The sequence below is a fragment of the Kitasatospora sp. NPDC087314 genome, assembly GCF_044744365.1.
Classification (GTDB): Bacteria; Actinomycetota; Actinomycetes; order Streptomycetales; family Streptomycetaceae; genus Kitasatospora.
This window is the reverse complement of sequence record NZ_JBIUYE010000001.1, coordinates 1-16,181: the sequence shown is the minus strand read 5'-3', so window position 1 is coordinate 16,181 and position 16,181 is coordinate 1. Positions and strand designations below refer to the sequence as shown.

The 16,181-nt window shown below is 72.0% G+C and carries 13 protein-coding genes and 2 rRNA genes; 3 read left to right on the top strand and 12 right to left on the bottom strand.

The window, feature by feature from the left end; genetic code table 11:
- Positions 1 to 99: 99 nt before the first annotated feature.
- The 4 genes from ACIO5E_RS00075 to ACIO5E_RS00060 form a co-directional block, all read right to left on the bottom strand.
- Positions 100 to 522 (bottom strand): fic family toxin-antitoxin system, toxin component, encoded by a 423-nt coding sequence (locus tag ACIO5E_RS00075; protein ID WP_400661618.1) that lies wholly within the window; start codon positions 520 to 522, stop codon positions 100 to 102.
- Positions 519 to 755 (bottom strand): toxin-antitoxin system HicB family antitoxin, encoded by a 237-nt coding sequence (locus ACIO5E_RS00070; protein WP_280677198.1) that lies wholly within the window; start codon positions 753 to 755, stop codon positions 519 to 521. The genes ACIO5E_RS00075 and ACIO5E_RS00070 overlap by 4 nt, the downstream gene beginning before the upstream one ends.
- A gap of 240 nt (positions 756 to 995) precedes the next feature.
- Positions 996 to 3,626: a collagenase gene (locus ACIO5E_RS00065; protein WP_400661614.1), complete on the bottom strand. Its 2,631-nt coding sequence runs from the start codon at positions 3,624 to 3,626 to the stop codon at positions 996 to 998.
- 222 nt (positions 3,627 to 3,848) lie between these two features.
- Positions 3,849 to 4,808 (bottom strand): LysR family transcriptional regulator, encoded by a 960-nt coding sequence (locus ACIO5E_RS00060; RefSeq protein WP_400661612.1) that lies wholly within the window; start codon positions 4,806 to 4,808, stop codon positions 3,849 to 3,851.
- Between the two features lie 377 nt (positions 4,809 to 5,185).
- Here ACIO5E_RS00060 and ACIO5E_RS00055 point away from each other — a divergent pair, with 377 nt between their 5' ends.
- Positions 5,186 to 5,383, top strand: a complete 198-nt coding sequence (locus ACIO5E_RS00055; RefSeq protein WP_218206900.1) for a hypothetical protein — start codon at positions 5,186 to 5,188, stop codon at positions 5,381 to 5,383.
- A gap of 164 nt (positions 5,384 to 5,547) precedes the next feature.
- Here ACIO5E_RS00055 and ACIO5E_RS00050 read toward each other — a convergent pair whose 3' ends face one another.
- The gene (locus ACIO5E_RS00050; RefSeq protein ID WP_400663353.1) at positions 5,548 to 6,894 is read right to left on the bottom strand and encodes a class I SAM-dependent RNA methyltransferase; all 1,347 of its coding nucleotides are present in this window, start codon (positions 6,892 to 6,894) and stop codon (positions 5,548 to 5,550) included.
- 407 nt (positions 6,895 to 7,301) lie between these two features.
- A complete protein-coding gene (locus ACIO5E_RS00045) occupies positions 7,302 to 9,377 on the bottom strand; it encodes an APC family permease (RefSeq protein WP_400661608.1) in 2,076 nt (691 codons plus the stop codon).
- Positions 9,378 to 9,612: 235 nt separating this feature from the next.
- Here ACIO5E_RS00045 and ACIO5E_RS00040 point away from each other — a divergent pair, with 235 nt between their 5' ends.
- Positions 9,613 to 10,281, top strand: a complete 669-nt coding sequence (locus tag ACIO5E_RS00040) for a TrkA family potassium uptake protein (RefSeq protein WP_280677208.1) — start codon at positions 9,613 to 9,615, stop codon at positions 10,279 to 10,281.
- The gene (locus tag ACIO5E_RS00035; RefSeq protein WP_063347598.1) at positions 10,281 to 10,952 is read left to right on the top strand and encodes a TrkA family potassium uptake protein; all 672 of its coding nucleotides are present in this window, start codon (positions 10,281 to 10,283) and stop codon (positions 10,950 to 10,952) included. Before ACIO5E_RS00040 ends, ACIO5E_RS00035 begins: the two co-directional genes overlap by 1 nt.
- A gap of 80 nt (positions 10,953 to 11,032) precedes the next feature.
- On the opposite strand, the gene ACIO5E_RS00030 is transcribed toward ACIO5E_RS00035, so the two are convergent.
- The 6 genes from ACIO5E_RS00030 to ACIO5E_RS00005 all read right to left on the bottom strand — a co-directional run.
- Entirely contained in the window at positions 11,033 to 11,791 is a 759-nt protein-coding gene (locus ACIO5E_RS00030; protein ID WP_400661604.1) for a DUF3159 domain-containing protein, read from the bottom strand.
- Between the two features lie 2 nt (positions 11,792 to 11,793).
- Entirely contained in the window at positions 11,794 to 12,201 is a 408-nt protein-coding gene (locus ACIO5E_RS00025) for an OB-fold nucleic acid binding domain-containing protein (RefSeq protein WP_063347599.1), read from the bottom strand.
- Positions 12,202 to 12,266: 65 nt separating this feature from the next.
- Positions 12,267 to 12,947, bottom strand: coding sequence for a response regulator (locus ACIO5E_RS00020; protein ID WP_033351413.1), 681 nt, complete (start codon positions 12,945 to 12,947; stop codon positions 12,267 to 12,269).
- 109 nt (positions 12,948 to 13,056) lie between these two features.
- A complete protein-coding gene (locus ACIO5E_RS00015) occupies positions 13,057 to 15,645 on the bottom strand; it encodes an ATP-binding protein (RefSeq protein ID WP_400661600.1) in 2,589 nt (862 codons plus the stop codon).
- A 240-nt stretch (positions 15,646 to 15,885) separates the two neighbouring features.
- Positions 15,886 to 16,002: ribosomal RNA gene (gene rrf / locus ACIO5E_RS00010) — 5S ribosomal RNA — on the bottom strand.
- An 84-nt stretch (positions 16,003 to 16,086) separates the two neighbouring features.
- A 23S ribosomal RNA gene (locus ACIO5E_RS00005) occupies positions 16,087 to 16,181 on the bottom strand; the annotation flags it as partial.

The window sequence follows — 16,181 nt, the reverse complement described above, 5'->3', positions numbered from 1 at the left end:
GCCCCGACCAACCCGGCCCTGACCGGCCCCGGCCCGGGGCCCGCACCGGGCGGAGCGGACCGGAACGGACGACGAGGACGACCCGCACCGCACGACGGCTCAGTCGTCGTCCTCGTCGTCCGCCCCGCTGACGCCCTCCCCTTCGGCCTCGTCCACCACCCAGGCCGCCAGCCGCTCGGCCACCCCGGAAACGCCGAGTCGCCCCTCCCGGATGGCCCGGGCGAGGCTGCGCACCTCCCGGGCGGTGGTCGCGACGGTGCAGCCACTGGCGACGAGGTAGGCGTAGGCGACGGCGGTCGTGTAGAGCTCGTTGGTCTTCTCCAGGGCCGGCACCCGGATCAGCTGGTGCATCAGGGCGGCGGCGCGGTCCTGCGGTTCGGGGTAGACGGCGATGTCGAAGATCTCGGCCTGGTGTCGGGCGACGGCCGCGAGCAGCGATCCGTAGTCGATGACCTGCGGGTCACCGGGCGTGTACTGCTCGGCGGTCATGAGCAGCCACGAGAGGTCGACCTCCAGTTTCAACGGCGCACGTCCTGCAGGTCGCCCGGCTCCGCGAACTCGGCCAGGAAGGCCGTCTCGTACTCCTTCATGAACTGGGCGGCGGCGTCGACGAACGCCCGCCCCGCCTCGCCCATGTCCTGCTGGACCAGGCGCTCGATGTACTGGTTCATGCTGATCCCCTGCTGCTCCGCCCGTTCCCGGGCCATCTCAGCGGTCGTGGCGTCCACCCGGACGTTCAGCTGCTTCTTACCCATGAATCCCAAGCTAGCGCCGAAGTGCTAGCACAACAAGGGCGCGCAGACACCGGACAAGCGCTCGCCGGACGAACGCGCACCTCCCGCCACGCCCCCTCCCGACCAACGCGCCCCCAACCGGCACGCTCCCGGCCGATACGCCCGACCACCGTAGCCCCGACCGACGCCGGGCGGCCACGCCCGCGGCGAGGTGCCGCGACCGTGGCCGCCCGAGAGTCGCCCGAGGGCGGGGAGGACCGGTCAGAACTGGGTGCTGACCGTCACCCCGCTGAAGTCGGTGTTCGCGTAGAGGCTGATGTAGCGGTACCCGGCGGTCGGGTTGGCGACCGTGATGCTCTGCGTGCTGCCGGAGCCGGTGGAGGAGGCGGTGAAGGCGTTCGGCGAGGCCCAGGTGTTCGCGTTGTAGTACAGGTACGCGGTGCCGGTGCCGCCCGTGGTGGTGACCTTCAGGGTGCTGACGCCGGCCGGCAGGTAGACGTACAGGTAGTCGAGGTTGCCGGCGGTGGCGGAGAGGTTGGCGCGCGAGCAGTTCTGGCCGAGCGCGTCGGTGCGCGGGTCGGTGCAGGTCGGCAGGGTGGTGCCGCCGCCGGTGCCGGTGCCGGTGGTGACGGTGACCGAGGCCGGGGTGCTCGCGGTCTTGCCGGTGCTGTCGGTGACGGTCAGGGCGACGGTGTACGTGCCGGCGGCGGCGTAGCCGTGGGTCGGGTTCCGCTCGTCGGACGAGGTGCCGTCGCCGAAGGTCCAGTGCCAGGCGGTGATCTGGCCGGGGCCGGTCTGGACGGACGTGTCGGTCAGCGTGACGGTGGCGCCGTTGACGGACTGGTTGAACAGCGCGGTCGGGCCGGCCGCGTAACAGGCACCGGCGGCGCAGCCGTTGAGCCAGGCGTCGAAGTCGGCGTCGTAGCCGGTGCCGATGCCGTTGTAGACCGCGTAGCCGCCCTGGTAGTCACCGGTGCGGAAGTGGCCGAGCATGGCGTAGATGTCGGCCGGGTGCTTCTCGAACATGTACCGGACGGCGAGGTAGCCCCACGGGTAGGTGCGCACCGAGTCCGAGTTGTCGTACGTGTTCTGGAAGACGGTGCTGAGCTTGTAGGTGTGCTTGGCGGCCTCGGCCATCGCCTGGGTGTCGGTGGTGCCGCGGTAGGCGTAGGACTCGTACTCGGCGACGCCCTCGATCCACCAGATGTCGGGCACGGAGATCTCGGTGGAGAAGTTGCCCTTCATGTCGTAGATGCCGTCGAGGTAGTGCGTGTACTCGTGGTTGAGGTTCCACACGTTGCCGGTGAAGCCGTCGTTCCACGACTTCTGGTACATCACGCACACGGCGCGGTTGTTCGGGTCGGTCGGGTCCATGACGGTCTGGCCACCGTTGTTGGTGGAGTTCCCGAAGATCGCCCAGGAGTAGTTCAGGTAGTCGGCCTGGTTGGCGAAGACCGCGAGGGTGATGTTCTTGTCGTACTGGTTGACCGGGCCGTTGTCCTTCACCAGGTTGTGGAAGAAGGTGTCCTCGCCGCGCAGGCTGGTGCAGACGGCGGCGAGGTCGGCGGGCGACAGCGCCTCGGTCTGGATGGTGCGGTTGTCGCAGACCAGCTGGTTGGGCAGCACCGCCGCGGTCAGCTTGGCCGGCAGGTCACAGGTGCCGTAGTACGAGCACTGACCGGGGTCGAAGGCGTTGGCCTGGTAGGCGGTGTGGACGTAGAGCGGGCCGGTGACGCCGGTGATCTGGGCGCCGTCGAGCACCGCCTTGACCTGCCCCTTGACCGCGGCCTCGACCGCGGGGCCGTCGCCCGCCATCCGGCCGAGGTCGTTGCCGGCGTTGACGTCGAGGTAGGCGTTCGCGGTGCCGAGCAGGTCCTTGTGGTTGAGCGCGAAGGAACCCAGGGTGGTGCCGATGCTCGGGTCGGCGCCGACCGCGGCGACGAAGTCGGGGTTCCAGTTGCCCCGCCACAGCGGCGCGGACAGCACGGCGTTGACCGCCTTGAGCATCTTCGGGAACGCGTTGTACGAGTTGTTGTAGCTGTTCAGCACCTGCTTGTAGACGCCCAGGTAGCTGCCCTGCAGGTTGGCGCTGTCGGTCAGCACCAGCACCTCGTTCAGCACGGTGCCGTTGTTGTCCGTGACGTCGGTCCTGTGCGCGCTCGCGAAGAAGGCGTCGAGTCCGGCCTTGGAGGCGCTGGTGAGCGCGGCGTCGTACGGGCCGACCGCGCCCGCGTTGTTCGACTGGACGTAGTAGCCGGCCCGCAGGAAGAGCACGAGCTGCAGGATGCCGGTGGAGTTGTCCCCGGTGTAGTTCGCCGCCAGGCCCTGGTAGGCGTTGGCGACGGTGAGCATCTGGGATTCCTTGAAGATCCTGCCCGCGTCGGTGCCGGTGACGTTGAACAGGGTGTTGACGCAGTCCGGGGTCGAGCTTTCGAGGAAGGAGACCAGGTCGGCGCCGCTGCGCCCGCCGAAGTCGGCGGGGGTGCAACTCGCCGCGGCGGCGCCGGCCGTACCGGCGCCGGCGCGGGCGGAGGCAGCGGGCTTGGCCGCGGGCGGTGTGTGCGGCTGGGCCGGGCGCGGCGCGGTCTGCACGGTGGTGCCGGCCGGCTGGCCCATCACGACCTGACCCAGCAGGGCCGGAGGCAGCGGCTTGGCGACGGGGGCGGGGGCGGTGTCCTCGGAGGGGGCGGCCGTGAGGAAGGCCCCCAGCGGCTTCGGGACGGCCGAAGCGGCGTCGGCGGACGCGGCATCGGCGGACGACCGGGCGCCGGCCGACGGCGGGGCGGCCGGCCCGGACGCGGCGAGCGCGGGGACCGGCAACAGGGTGGCGGCGGTGGCACAGCCGGCGACGACGCCGGCCATGAGCGTGGGGAGGGGTATGCGAAGGCGCACTGCTGGGTCCTTCTCCTGTGGGGGGAGGCGACTGGACGACTGACGAGGCATGGGGGAAGTCGACGTGATCCTGTCACCGGGCGACCCCCAGAACAATGTCACAGGTCATATGACATCAAGCGCGTCCGGCATAACACGACCCCGCCGGCACCGCAGCCGACCGGCCGGCCGGTCGGTCAACCGGCCGACGCCGGACCCCGGCCGCCGGCCATCGCCCAAGCCCTACGGCCGGACCGGCCGGTACGTCCGCGCCGCCCAGGCCTGGAAGGTCGGCGAGCAGGCGATCAGATCCCGGTACGCCGCGGCCGCCGCACCGAACAGCGTCTCCACCACCTCGCCGCTCACCCCCGCGGCCCGCCAGGCGAGCAGGTGGCGGACCCAGATCGGCGTCCCGGCGAGCGGTTTGACCACCACCTCGGCGAGCGGCCGGGTGGTCGCCTGCACGACGGAGATCCCGAGCCCGGCGGCGATCATCTCCTGCAACTCCAGCCGGCCGCCGAGGAATTCGTGGACGGTTGCCGGGGTGAAACCCGCCGCGGCGCAGGCGCCGTAGAAGACGCCGTGCCAGCCGGCCCCGTCGTCGGGGGTGAGGAACCAGTCCTCCTCGGCCAGGTCCACCAGGGCGATCTCGGTGCGGTGCCGGAGCCGGTGGCCCGCCGGGAGCGCGACGAAGGCGGGCTCGGTGACGATGCCGCGGTGTGCGACGGACGGCGAGTGCCGCACCTCCCGGCCCGGGTAGTCGACGGCCACGGCGGCGTCCGCGTCGCCCTGCTCCAACAGGTCGACGATGTCCGAGGAGCGGTAGACGGAGGTCACCGTGAAGCGCTGGTCGGGCCGCTGGTGCCGGGCCCTGGTGACCAGCCCGGGCAGGATCGGCGAGATGGTCGCGGCCAGGCGCAGCTCCTGGCCGGCGGACCCGTCAGGGGCGGCCGGGCGGCTGCCGAGGCGGTCGGCACGGCTGAGGAGGTCGCGCGCGGCGGCCAGCACCTCGACCCCGAAGCAGGTCGGCGCGACGCCCGCGGCCGTGCGCTCGAACAGCGGCGCGCCCAGGTGGCGCTCGATCCGGCGCAGCTGCGTACTGGTCGCCGGCTGCGAGGCGCCGAGCAGGACGGCGGCCCTGCCGACGCTCCCGGTGTCGGCGATGGCGCACAGCACGCGAAGGTGCCGCAGTTCCAGCTCCATGACCCTCCCCCTCACGCAAGGGCCGCACCGCTCCGGCCGGCCGCTCCGGGCGGGAGGGTCGGCCCCGGCGGTGGCTGTGCAACAGCACACATGACATGTCGACCGCTCACCTTCGCCCCGCGCGAATCGCCTCGTCAAGCCCCTTCCGGGGGCCGAGCGGCGCCACCGGCGGCGGCCTTTACCCGGGCATTGCGTCCCCCTGACCACTCGCTGACCCACGCGCGCCCGCCGCCCGGCCCACGCCGGACCCGCACCCGCACCCGCACCCGTCCGACGCCGCACCGCCGGAACGAGCGAGACTTGAAGAGTTCTTCACCTTCCGGGACTCTGAACTCTCGAGCTTTCCGGGGAGCGGCACCGACCGGTGGAGGCCGGCAATGACAGCCATGTTCGACCAGGAGCTGCGCGAGCAGCTCGCCCAGGCCCGCCGGGACCTCGCGGCGGCCCGGGCCGAAGGAGACGCCGACGGCGTCCAGGCGTACGAGGGCCGGATCGCCGGACTGCTCCGGCTCGCCGCCCAGCACGGGATCGACCTTCCGCACAGCGCCGACGAGGAGGAGCACAACGAGCCCTGACCGTCCCGCACCCGAACGACGAGGAGGCGGCACCCGCATGAGCGGGTGCCGCCTCCTCTTCCGTCGTGCTGCCGACGCCGGTCAAAGCCGGTCGAGGCCGATCGAAACCGGTCGGTGACCTTCGAAGCCCACCAGGACCCCGGAGGCCCCCGCAGGCCCGTCGGTCACTCCGCGATCGGCTCCAGGATCGCCACGCACTCGAAGTGGTGGGTCATCGGGAACAGGTCGAAGGCCCGCAGCGACACCGGCCGGTAGCCGCCCTCGCGGAAGAACGCCAGGTCCCGGGCGAGCGCCGCCGGGTCGCAGGCGACGTACGCGATCCGGCGCGCCTCCAGGCCTACCAGGTGCGCGACGGTCTCGCGCCCGGCGCCCGAGCGCGGCGGGTCCAGCACGATCAGGTCCGTGGCGGTGATGCCGGTACGGGGCAGCAGCGCCTCGACGCGGTCGCACTCGATCCGCACGTTGTCCAGCACGGCCAGGTTGTGCCGGGCGTCGACCACGGCCTGCTTGGAGGACTCGATGCCGAGCACCGCGCCCTCCTCGCCGACCCGGTCGGCCAGCGCACCCGCGAACAGGCCGACGCCGCAGTACAGGTCGAGCGCGTTCTCGCCCCACTGCGGGTCCAGCCCGTCCAGGACGGCGTCGACCAGGGTGTCCGGCGCCTCGGGGTGGATCTGCCAGAAGCCGCCGTTGCTGACCCGCCAGGTCCGCCCGGCCGCCCGCTCGCGTACGAAGCCGCGCCCGTGCACGCGGTGCACGTCTCCCTGCTCGTCCACCCGGGCGATCGACACCGGCTTGTCCAGCTCGACCAGCGGCAGCTGCGCGCCGGGGCGCGGGGTGAGCACCACCTGGCGGTCCGAGGAGCCGGTCGCGGCGACCACCTCGACCGAGGCGACGCCCGGCCAGTCGCGGCCCTCGATGCCCAGCTCGGTGACGCCCTCGGCGGCGATCAGGCAGCGGTCCACCGGCTGCACCTCGTGCGAGCGGTGCTTGCGCAGGCCGACCTTCCCGGTCTCCTGGTCCACCGCGTACTGCACGCGGGTGCGCCAGGCCGGCACCTGCCCGGGCGGCAGCTTACCGCCGACCGGCTCGACGCTGCCGTCCCAGCCCGCCTCGGCCGGGGTGAGCCCGGCCAGCTTCGCCAGCTGCTCGGTCAGCACCTGCCCCTTGAGCTTGCGCTGCCCGCCCGGGGTGACGTGCTGCCAGTCGCAGCCGCCGCACTTGCCGGGCCCGGCGAACGGGCACGGCGGCGCGATCCGTTCCTTGGCGGGCTCCAGGATCTCCACCGCGTCGGCCCGCAGGAACCGGGAGGTGGAGGTGCCCTCGGTGACCAGCGCGACCACCTTCTCGCCGGGCAGCGCGTGCCGGACGAACAGCACCCGGCCCTCGTGCCGGGCCACACAGTGCCCGCCGCCGTGCGCGACCGGGCCGACCTCGACCTCGTAGCGCTGCCCGGCCAGCGGGTCACCGGACGGCGTCTCGGGCCGCGCGGCCCGCGGCGTGGTGCGCAGCGCCTTCGGCGGCCGCACCGTCTGCTTGCGCGGCCCCTTCCCCGACGCGCCCTCGCCGGCCGCACCCTGCGCGGAGCCGCCCTTGCCGGAAGCCCCCTCGCCGGACGAGCCCTTGCCGGACGCGCCCTTGGCCGGTCCGGCCTTGCCCGCCACGCCCTTGGCGGCGCCGCTCTTACCCGCCGCGGCGGCCTTGACCGCCGCCTTCCCGGCCGGCAGCGGCCCTTCCGTCCGCTCTCCCGGGGCGAGCGGCGCGGTGCGCGCGGTGAGGCCGTCGCGGTCGGTGGCCTCCGGGCGGGTCGGCCGGCCCCAGCGCGGTCGGGCGGCCTGCCCGGGCTGGGTGCCGCCCCGACGGGCGCCCTTGCCGGAAGCGCCGGAGGAGCCCGAGGAGCGGGGCGGATTGTTGCGGGTCACTGGGAGGAGTCCTTGCTGCGGTCGGAGGTGGCACCGGTGCGCGCACCGGTGGAGGCGGAATCCTTCGACTGTACGGCCTTCGGCGCCCGCGGCTCGCCACGCCGGACGGCGCCCGGCGCCGACCAGGCCTTCTGCGGGCGGCGCCGCTCGGAGGACTCCAGCTGCCACGGCACCGAGGTGACCATCACCCCGGGCTTGAACAGCAGCCGCCCCTTGAGCCGCAGAGCGCTCTGGTTGTGCAGCAGGTGCTCGTACCAGTGGCCGACCACGTACTCGGGGATGTAGACCGACACCACGTCACGCGGGCTGCTGCGGCGCAGGTTCTTCACGTAGTCCAGGACGGGCCCGGTGATCTCGCGGAACGGCGAGTCCAGCACCTTGAGCGGCACCTGGATGCCGCGCTCGTCCCACTCCCGGCGCAGCGCCACCGTGTCGGCCGGGTCGACGTTGACGGTGACGGCCTCCAGGGTGTGGGCACGGGCGAGCTTCGCGTAGGCGAGCGCGCGCAGCGCCGGCTTGTGCAGCTTGGAGACCAGCACGATGGCGTGCACCCGGGTGGGCAGCACCACGTCGTCCGGCTCCTCGGCGGCGATGAGCTCCTCGGAGACCCGGTCGTAGTGGCGGCGGATGCCCTTCATCATCACGAACAGCACGACCATCGCGGCGATCGCGATCCAGGCGTGGCTGATCTTGGTGACCAGGACGACGATCAGCACGGCCATGGTCATCACCAGGCCGAAGGTGTTGATCGCCCGGCTGCGCTGCATGTGGCGGCGCTTGGCCGGGTCGGTCTCGGTGCGCAGCAGCCGGGTCCAGTGCCGGATCATGCCGGACTGGCTCATGTTGAAGGAGACGAAGACGCCGACGATGTAGAGCTGGATCAGCCGGTTGGGGTCGGCGTCGAAGGCGATGACGAACAGGATCGCGGCGATCGCCAGCAGGATGATGCCGTTGGAGAAGGCCAGCCGGTCGCCGCGGGTGTGCAGCTGGCGCGGCAGGTAGCGGTCCTGGGCGAGGATCGAGCCGAGCACCGGGAAGCCGTTGAAGGCGGTGTTCGCGGCGAGCACCAGGATCAGGCCGGTGACGGCGGCGACGAAGTAGAAGCCGGGCGTGAAGTTGGCGAAGACGGCTTCGCTGATCTGGGCCAGCGCGGTCTTCTGGTGGTAGCCGGGCGAGGCGCCGACGAGCTGCTCGGCCGGGTTCTCGGCCATCTGGACGCCGGTGAGGCGGGCCAGCCAGATGATGCCCATGAACATCACCACGGCGATGCTGGCCATCATCAGCAGCGTGGTGGCGGCGTTCTTGCTCTTCGGCTTGCGGAAGGCCGGCACGCCGTTGGAGATCGCCTCCACGCCGGTGAGCGCGGCGCAGCCGGAGGAGAACGACTTGAGCAGCAGGAACACCATGGCGAATCCGGCCAGCGATTCGTTGCCGGGGACGGCCGCGAGGTGGAAGCCGGAGCTCTCGGCGGGCATGTCCTGGCCGAGCAGGAAGTGCCGGACGAAGCCGTAGCCGACCATGCCGATGACGCCGATCATGAAGGCGTAGGTCGGGACGGCGAAGGCGGTGCCGGACTCGCGGACGCCGCGCAGGTTCATGCCCATCAGCACCACGACCACGATCACCGACAGGGTCAGCTCGTGGCCGCGCAACGCGGGGACGGCGGAGACGACGTTGGCGACGCCCGAGGTGGTCGAGACGGCCACGGTGAGCACGTAGTCGACCATCAGGGCGCTGGCGACGACGAGGCCCGCGTTGGGCCCGTGGTTGACGGTGGCGACCTCGTAGTCACCGCCGCCGCTCGGGTAGGCGTGCACGTTCTGCCGGTACGAGGCGACCACGGCGAGCATCACGATGGCGACGACGAGGCCGATCTGCCACGAGAAGTGGATCGCCGAGGCGCCCGCCACGGAGAGCGTCAGCAGGATCTCCTCGGGGGCGTACGCGACCGAGGAGAGCGCGTCCGAGGCGAAGACGGGCAGCGCGATCCGCTTGGGCAGGAGCGTTTCGCCCAGTTTGTCGCTGCGCAGAGCGCGCCCGATCAGGATGCGTTTCGGTAGGTCAGTCGGCATAGGCACGTTAAGGAATCGTAGGGGCTTCCCGGGCCGGGCTCCGCCTTTTGTCCCCCCCTTCGTCGCGACTGCGTTCTACGGACCGGCTAGCGTGTCGGATACGAGTCGGCGGGCAACACTCAGGTTGTGAGTCGGCGCCCCACGAGAACGCTCGCCCAGGGAAGCCGGGCGGGAAAGGGAGATGAACGGTGTTTGCGCAGGTCAAGAACCCTACGGGACGGGTGAGGTAGCGCCGGTGCACATCGTCATCATGGGCTGCGGCCGCGTGGGCTCGGCCCTCGCCAGAGCCCTGGAGAAACAGGGCCACTCGGTGGCCGTGGTCGACCAGGACCCGACCGCGTTCCGTCGGCTGGGCGCCGGGTTCAACGGGCGCCGTGTGACCGGGGTCGGCTTCGACCAGGACACCCTGCGCGAGGCGGGCATCGAGGAGGCCGGCGCGTTCGCCGCGGTCTCCAGCGGTGACAACTCCAACATCATCGCCGCGCGGGTGGCCCGGGAGAACTTCGGCGTGGAGAACGTCGCGGCCCGGATCTACGACCCCCGCCGCGCCGAGGTCTACCAGCGCCTGGGCATCCCGACCGTGGCGACGGTCCGCTGGACCGCCGACCAGATGCTGCGCCGGCTGCTGCCGAGCGGCGCCGAGCCGCTGTGGCAGGACCCGAGCGGCGGCGTCCAGCTGGCCGAGGTCGCCTACGCCCCGGGCTGGGTCGGCCGGCGCATCAGCCTGCTGGAGGAGGCCTCCGGCGCCCGGGTGGCGTTCGTCACCCGGCTCGGCGAGGGCGTGCTGCCCTCGCCCCAGATGGTGGTGCAGGAAGGCGACCTGGTGCACGTGATGCTGCGCCGGACCGACCTGACGGCGGTCGAGGCCGCGTTCGCGCAGGGGCCGAAGGAGGAGGGTCACTGATGCGGGTCGCCATTGCCGGGGCCGGTGCCGTGGGTCGTTCGATCGCGGGCGAGCTGCTGGAGAACGGGCACGAGGTCCTGCTGATAGACAAGAACCCCAACTCCATCTCGGTGGAGCGGGTGCCGATGGCGGAGTGGCTGCTGGCCGACGCCTGCGAGATCACCTCGCTGGACGAGGCCGCGCTGCAGCGCTGTCACGTGGTGATCGCCGCGACCGGCGACGACAAGGTGAACCTGGTCGTCTCGCTGCTCGCCAAGACCGAGTACGCGGTGCCGCGGGTGGTCGCGCGGGTGAACAACCCGAAGAACGAGTGGCTCTTCAACGAGTCCTGGGGCGTGGACGTGGCCGTGTCCACGCCGCGTCTGATGTCCGCCCTGGTCGAGGAGGCGGTCAGCGTCGGCGACCTGGTCCGCCTGATGCGCTTCAGCCAGGGCAACGCCAACCTGGTCGAGCTGACCCTGGCCGCCGACACCGAGCTGGTCGGCACCCGGGTGGGCGACGTGGCCTGGCCGCAGGACACCGCGCTGGTGACCATCATCCGCGAGGGCCGGGTGCTGGTGCCGGGCAAGGACGACACCCTGGAGGGTGGCGACGAGCTGCTCTTCGTGGCCGCGCAGGAGCGCGAGGAGGAGCTGGAGGACCTGCTGTCGGCCTCCTCCGGCGCCCAGTAGCACCGACGGCGCGAGCCGGACACGGTCGAGGGCCCGCACCCCTGGCGGGTGCGGGCCCTCGACCGTCGCGTGCGGGCCGGCTACCGGGTCGGCTCCTCCTCGTCGAGCTGCGCCTTGATCGGCGGCGGCGCCTTCAGCAGGATCTGCCAGGTGACGTACATCGCCAGCAGCATCGGCGGGATGCCGAGGGCGACCTTCAGCCAGCCGAGCAGGTTGACGTTGTGGGTGAAGTACAGCGGGAAGAGGATCACCGGCTTGAGGCCCATGATCACCACCCAGGCCCAGGTCGCCTTGGTGTAGGCGGCGAACCGGCCCGGGTTCTCCTTGCGCCAGGTGAACATCTCGCCGGTGACCGGGCCGAGCATCACGCCGATCATCGGCCAGCGCACCAGGGCGGAGATCGCCAGGGCGACGGAGTAGCCGACGTTCCACAGCAGACCGGGCAGGTAGAAGTCCTCGGCGCGGCCGCTCTTCATCGAGATCCAGGCGCCGAGGACGACGCCGAACACCCCGCTGAAGGCGTGCTGGACGGTCTCCCGCCGGGCCAACCGGGCCACCACGAACACCGCGCACAGGCCCAGCGCCGCCCAGGCGGAGGCGCTGACCTGGTGGGTGATGTTGTAGGTGACGATGAAGACCAGGCCGGGCAGCGTCATGTCGATCATGCCGCGCACGCCGCCGAAGGCCTGCAGGATGGTGTCGGCGGCCTCCTTGGAAGCGGCCGCCTTTCGGGCGGCCTCGTCGGCGGCCGACTCGGCGCCGTGCGGGGCGGTCGCCGCCTGGTGGTTCTCGACCAGGTCGAGCTGGGCGGCGGACTCGCCGCCGGGCTGGTTGCTCACGCTCATTCGCTCCCGTGTCCGACCGGACGCAGCTCATACCGGGGGTTGAACAGCACGCGGCGCCCGCGTGCGTGGCTGATCCGGCCGCTGGCGACGAGCCGGCGGCCCGGCTCTATGCCCGCGATCGAGCGGCGGCCGAGCCAGACCACGTCCAGCGCCTCGGTACCGTCGAAGAGTTCGGCCTCCAGGGCCGGCACCCCGGCCCGCGGGCGGAGCGTCACCGTGCGCAGCGTGCCCGCGACGGTGACCAGCTCGCGGTCCGCGCAGCCGGCGATCGGCGTGCAGCCCGACTCCGCCGCGCTCTCCTGGCGCAGCTCCTCGGCCTGCAGCTCCTCGGCCGAGGAGGTCAGCCGGCTGAGCATGCGGCGAAAGCGCCCCTGCGGCTGGTCGCTGCTGTTGTCACCACTCATGCCGGAAGGGTACCGGTTTCCACGCCCCCGGCGGCAGGCCGTGTGGCCGCCGGGGGCGTCCCCGGTCAGCTCTCGAAGCGGTAGCCCATGCCCGGTTCGGTGATGAAGTGGCGCGGGTGCGAGGGGTCGCGCTCCAGCTTGCGGCGCAGCTGGGCGAGGTAGACCCGCAGGTAGTTGGTCTCGGTACGGTAGGCGGGGCCCCACACTTCCTGGAGCAGCTGGGTCTGGCTGACCAGCCGGCCGGCGTTGCGCACCAGCACCTCCAGCAGGTGCCATTCGGTCGGGGTGAGGCGGACGTCGGTGCCGTCCCGGTTGACCTTCTTGGCGGCGAGGTCGACGGTGAAGCTCTCGGTGACGACCAGCGAGTCGTCCTCGCCGGCGACCGGCTCGGCGCGGCGCACGGCGGCGCGCATCCGGGCGAGCAGCTCGTCCATGCCGAACGGCTTGGTGACGTAGTCGTCGGCGCCGGCGTCCAGGGCCTCGACCTTCTCGTCCGAGGCGTGCCGGGCCGACAGCACGATGATCGGCACCCGGGTCCAGCCGCGCAGGCCCCGGATCACCTCGACGCCGTCCATGTCGGGCAGGCCCAGGTCGAGGACGACGACGTCCGGATGGCGGGCCGCGGCCAGTTCCAGGGCGCTCGCGCCGTCATGGGCCGCGTCGACCTCGTACTTGCGGGCCTTGAGGTTGATCACCAGCGCGCGGACGATCTGCGGTTCGTCGTCCACGACGAGGACCCGGGTCATTTACGGGCTCCGCCTTTCAGGGCTGTCGGACTTACGGACTGTGGGACTTGATGAACGTACGACTTGCGGAACCGGGGAACCGCGGGCCGCAACGGCGCGCCACCGGCTGTCACGTGATCAGCCGGGACAGCGGCTCGTTGCCGTCGCCGGGCGTCTCCCCCGGTTCGGGCGGCCGCTCGGCCGCGGGCAGGCTGACGACCATGGTGAGGCCGCCGCCCGGGGTGTCCTCGGCCGTGACGGTACCGTCCATCGCCTCGACGAAGCCGCGCGCCACCGCGAGCCCGAGGCCCACCCCGGCGCCGCGCGGCGCGTCCCCGTAGCGCTGGAACGGCGCGAAGATGCGTTCCTTGGCGTCCTCGGGCACGCCCGGGCCGCGGTCGACGATCCGCAGCTCGACCCGCCCCGGCCCGCCCGGCTGGCGCAGCGCGTCGGCCTTGACCAGCACCTTGACGCCGTCCGGGCTGTACTTCACGGCGTTCTCGACCAGGTTGGCCAGCGAGCGCTCCAGCAACCCGCCGTCGGCCCGGATCATCGGCAGCGTCTCCGGGACGTCCAGGCGCACCGAGTCGAGCGGCACCCCGCCGAGGGCGAACGGCACCACCTCGTCCAGGTCGGTCTCCTGGATCAGCGGGGTGACGGTGCCGGTCTGCAGCCGGCTCATGTCCAGCAGGTTGTTGATCAGATGGTCCAGCCGGTCGGCCCCGGCCTCGATGCCGGCCAGCAGCTCCGCCTCGTCCTCCGGCGCCCACTCGACGTCGGCCGCCCGCAGCGAGCTGACGGACGCCTTGATGCCCGCCAGCGGGGTGCGCAGGTCGTGCGAGACGGCCGCGAGCAGGGCGGTGCGGATCCGGTTGCCCTCCGCCTCCCGCCGGGCCGCGGCGGCCTCCCGGGCCAGCCGTCGGCGCTCCAGCACCACGGCGGCCTGCGCAGCGAACGCCCCGAGCAGGCGCCGGTCCGCCCCCGGCAGCACCCGGCCGCGCAGCACCAGCGCCAGGCTGTCGCCGACCGGGACGTCCACGTCGGCCTGCTCCGGCCGCTCCGGCGGGCGCGGCCCGGCGGTGGCGACCGGCACCCAGGCGCCGAGCGGCTCCGGGCGCTCCAGCAGCGCGGCGCTCTCCTGCCCGAAGGTCTCGCGGACCTGCTCCATCAGCGCGGTCAGCACCCCGTCCCCGTTCGGCGCGCCCCGCAGCACGGTGCCGGCCAGCGCACTGAGCGTCTGCGCCTCCGTCTGGCTGCGGGCCGCCTGGTGGGTGCGCCGGGCGGCCAGGTCCACCACGGAGGCGACCGAGATGCCGACCACGGTGAATATCGCCACCGCCATGATGTTCTGCGGCTCGTTGATGGTGAAGGTGTGGAGCGGCGGCGTGAAGTAGTAGTTCAGCACCGAGGAGGCGACCAGCGCCGACCCGATCGCCGGCAGCAGCCCGCCGACCAGCGCGGCGCACACCGTCAACGACAGGAACAGCAGCATGTCGGTGGACAGGCCCAGCCCGCCGATCGCGGTCAGCACCACGGCCAGCACCGGCGGGCCGGCCAGCCCGATCAGCCAGCCCGCGATGGTGCGGGGGCGGCCCAGGTCGGTGATCCGCCGCACCGGCACCCGGCCGCGGCCGTGCCCGGCGTGCTCGTGGGTGACCATGTGGACGTCGATGTCGCCGGCCTCGCGGGTCACCGTGGTGCCGACGCCCGGCCCGTAGAGGTACTGCCAGGCCGGCCGGCGGCTGGTGCCCAGCACGATCTGGGTCGCGTTCACGCCCCGGGCGAAGTCCAGCAGCCCGGCGGCCGGATCGTCACCGAGGACGGCGTGGAAGGTGCCGCCGAGGCTCTCCACCAGGACGCGCTGCTCGATCAGCGTCTGCGGAGAGCCGGAGCCCGAGAGCCCGTCCGAGCGGGAGATGTGGACGGCGAGGAGTTCACCGCCGGAGACGCGGGCCGCGATCCGGGCCGCCCGGCGGATCAGCGTCGCCCCCTCGGGTCCGCCGGTCAGGCCCACCACGATCCGCTCCCGGGCCTGCCAGGTGCGCTCGATGCCCTGCTCGGCCCGGTACCTCTGCAGGTACTCGTCCACCCGGTCGGCGGTCCACAGCAGCGCCAGCTCGCGCAGCGCGGTCAGGTTGCCCGGGCGGAAGTAGTTGGCCAGGGCCGCGTCTATCTTCTCCGGCGCGTACACGTTGCCGTGCGCCAGCCGCCGCCGCAGCGCCTGCGGGGACATGTCGACCAGCTCGATCTGGTCGGCCCGGCGCACCACCTCGTCCGGGACGGTCTCGCGCTGGCGCACTCCGGTGATGCCCTCGACGGCGTCGCCGAGCGACTCCAGGTGCTGGATGTTGACGGTGGAGATCACGTCGATCCCGGCCGCCAGCAGCTCCTCGACGTCCTGCCAGCGCTTGGCGTTGCGGCAGCCGGGGATGTTGGTGTGCGGCAGCTCGTCCACCAGCGCCACCTGCGGGCGGCGGGCGAGGACGGCGTCCACGTCCATCTCGGTGAACTCGGCCCCGCGGTGCACCAGGAGCCGGCGAGGCACGACCTCCAGCCCCTCGACGAGCTCCGCCGTGTTCCGCCGGCCGTGGTCCTCCACGAACGCCACCACGACGTCCGTGCCACGCTGCTGCCGCCGGTGCGCCTCGGCGAGCATGGCGTACGTCTTGCCGACCCCGGGGGCCGCCCCAAGGTAGATGCGCAGCCTGCCTCGTCCCATGAGCACCATTCTTGATCCGGCTCTGCCCGGGGGCCACCCCCGGACACCTGTTCCCCTTCCCTTCGAGACTACGGCGTGAGCGGTGATTTTCCGCTGATCAGTGCACTGATCAGGCGCTTTTAGCGACATATTGACGGCGCCCGCCCCCTCGGCCGGGCCGGCCCGGAAGCCTTCAGCCCTGTCTCCGGGAAATGCAAAAAGACCCCCTCCCGGACGGGAGGGGGTCTTTTTGGAATGATTGTTCGGCGGCGTCCTACTCTCCCACAGGGTCCCCCCTGCAGTACCATCGGCGCTGTAAGGCTTAGCTTCCGGGTTCGGAATGTAACCGGGCGTTTCCCTCACGCTATGACCACCGAAACACTATGAAACTGTCAACCGCACCAACCCACACAACGGGGTCGGGGTCGTTGTTTCAGAACAACACAGTGGACGCGAGCAACTGAGGACAAGCCCTCGGCCTATTAGTACCGGTCAACTCCACCCCTCACAGGGCTTCCATATCCGGCCTATCAACCCAGTCGTCTACTGGGAGCCTT

Excerpts from the sequence above, each read along its gene's own strand:
- ACIO5E_RS00070 (WP_280677198.1), bottom strand. The coding sequence starts at position 755 with ATGGGTAAGAAGCAGCTGAACGTCCGGGTGGACGCCACGACCGCTGAG.
- ACIO5E_RS00060 (WP_400661612.1), bottom strand. The coding sequence starts at position 4,808 with ATGGAGCTGGAACTGCGGCACCTTCGCGTGCTGTGCGCCATCGCCGAC.
- ACIO5E_RS00055 (WP_218206900.1), top strand. The coding sequence starts at position 5,186 with ATGACAGCCATGTTCGACCAGGAGCTGCGCGAGCAGCTCGCCCAGGCC.
- ACIO5E_RS00045 (WP_400661608.1), bottom strand. The coding sequence starts at position 9,377 with ATGCCGACTGACCTACCGAAACGCATCCTGATCGGGCGCGCTCTGCGC.
- ACIO5E_RS00035 (WP_063347598.1), top strand. The coding sequence starts at position 10,281 with ATGCGGGTCGCCATTGCCGGGGCCGGTGCCGTGGGTCGTTCGATCGCG.
- ACIO5E_RS00025 (WP_063347599.1), bottom strand. The coding sequence starts at position 12,201 with ATGAGTGGTGACAACAGCAGCGACCAGCCGCAGGGGCGCTTTCGCCGC.
- ACIO5E_RS00020 (WP_033351413.1), bottom strand. The coding sequence starts at position 12,947 with ATGACCCGGGTCCTCGTCGTGGACGACGAACCGCAGATCGTCCGCGCG.
- ACIO5E_RS00015 (WP_400661600.1), bottom strand. The coding sequence starts at position 15,645 with ATGGGACGAGGCAGGCTGCGCATCTACCTTGGGGCGGCCCCCGGGGTC.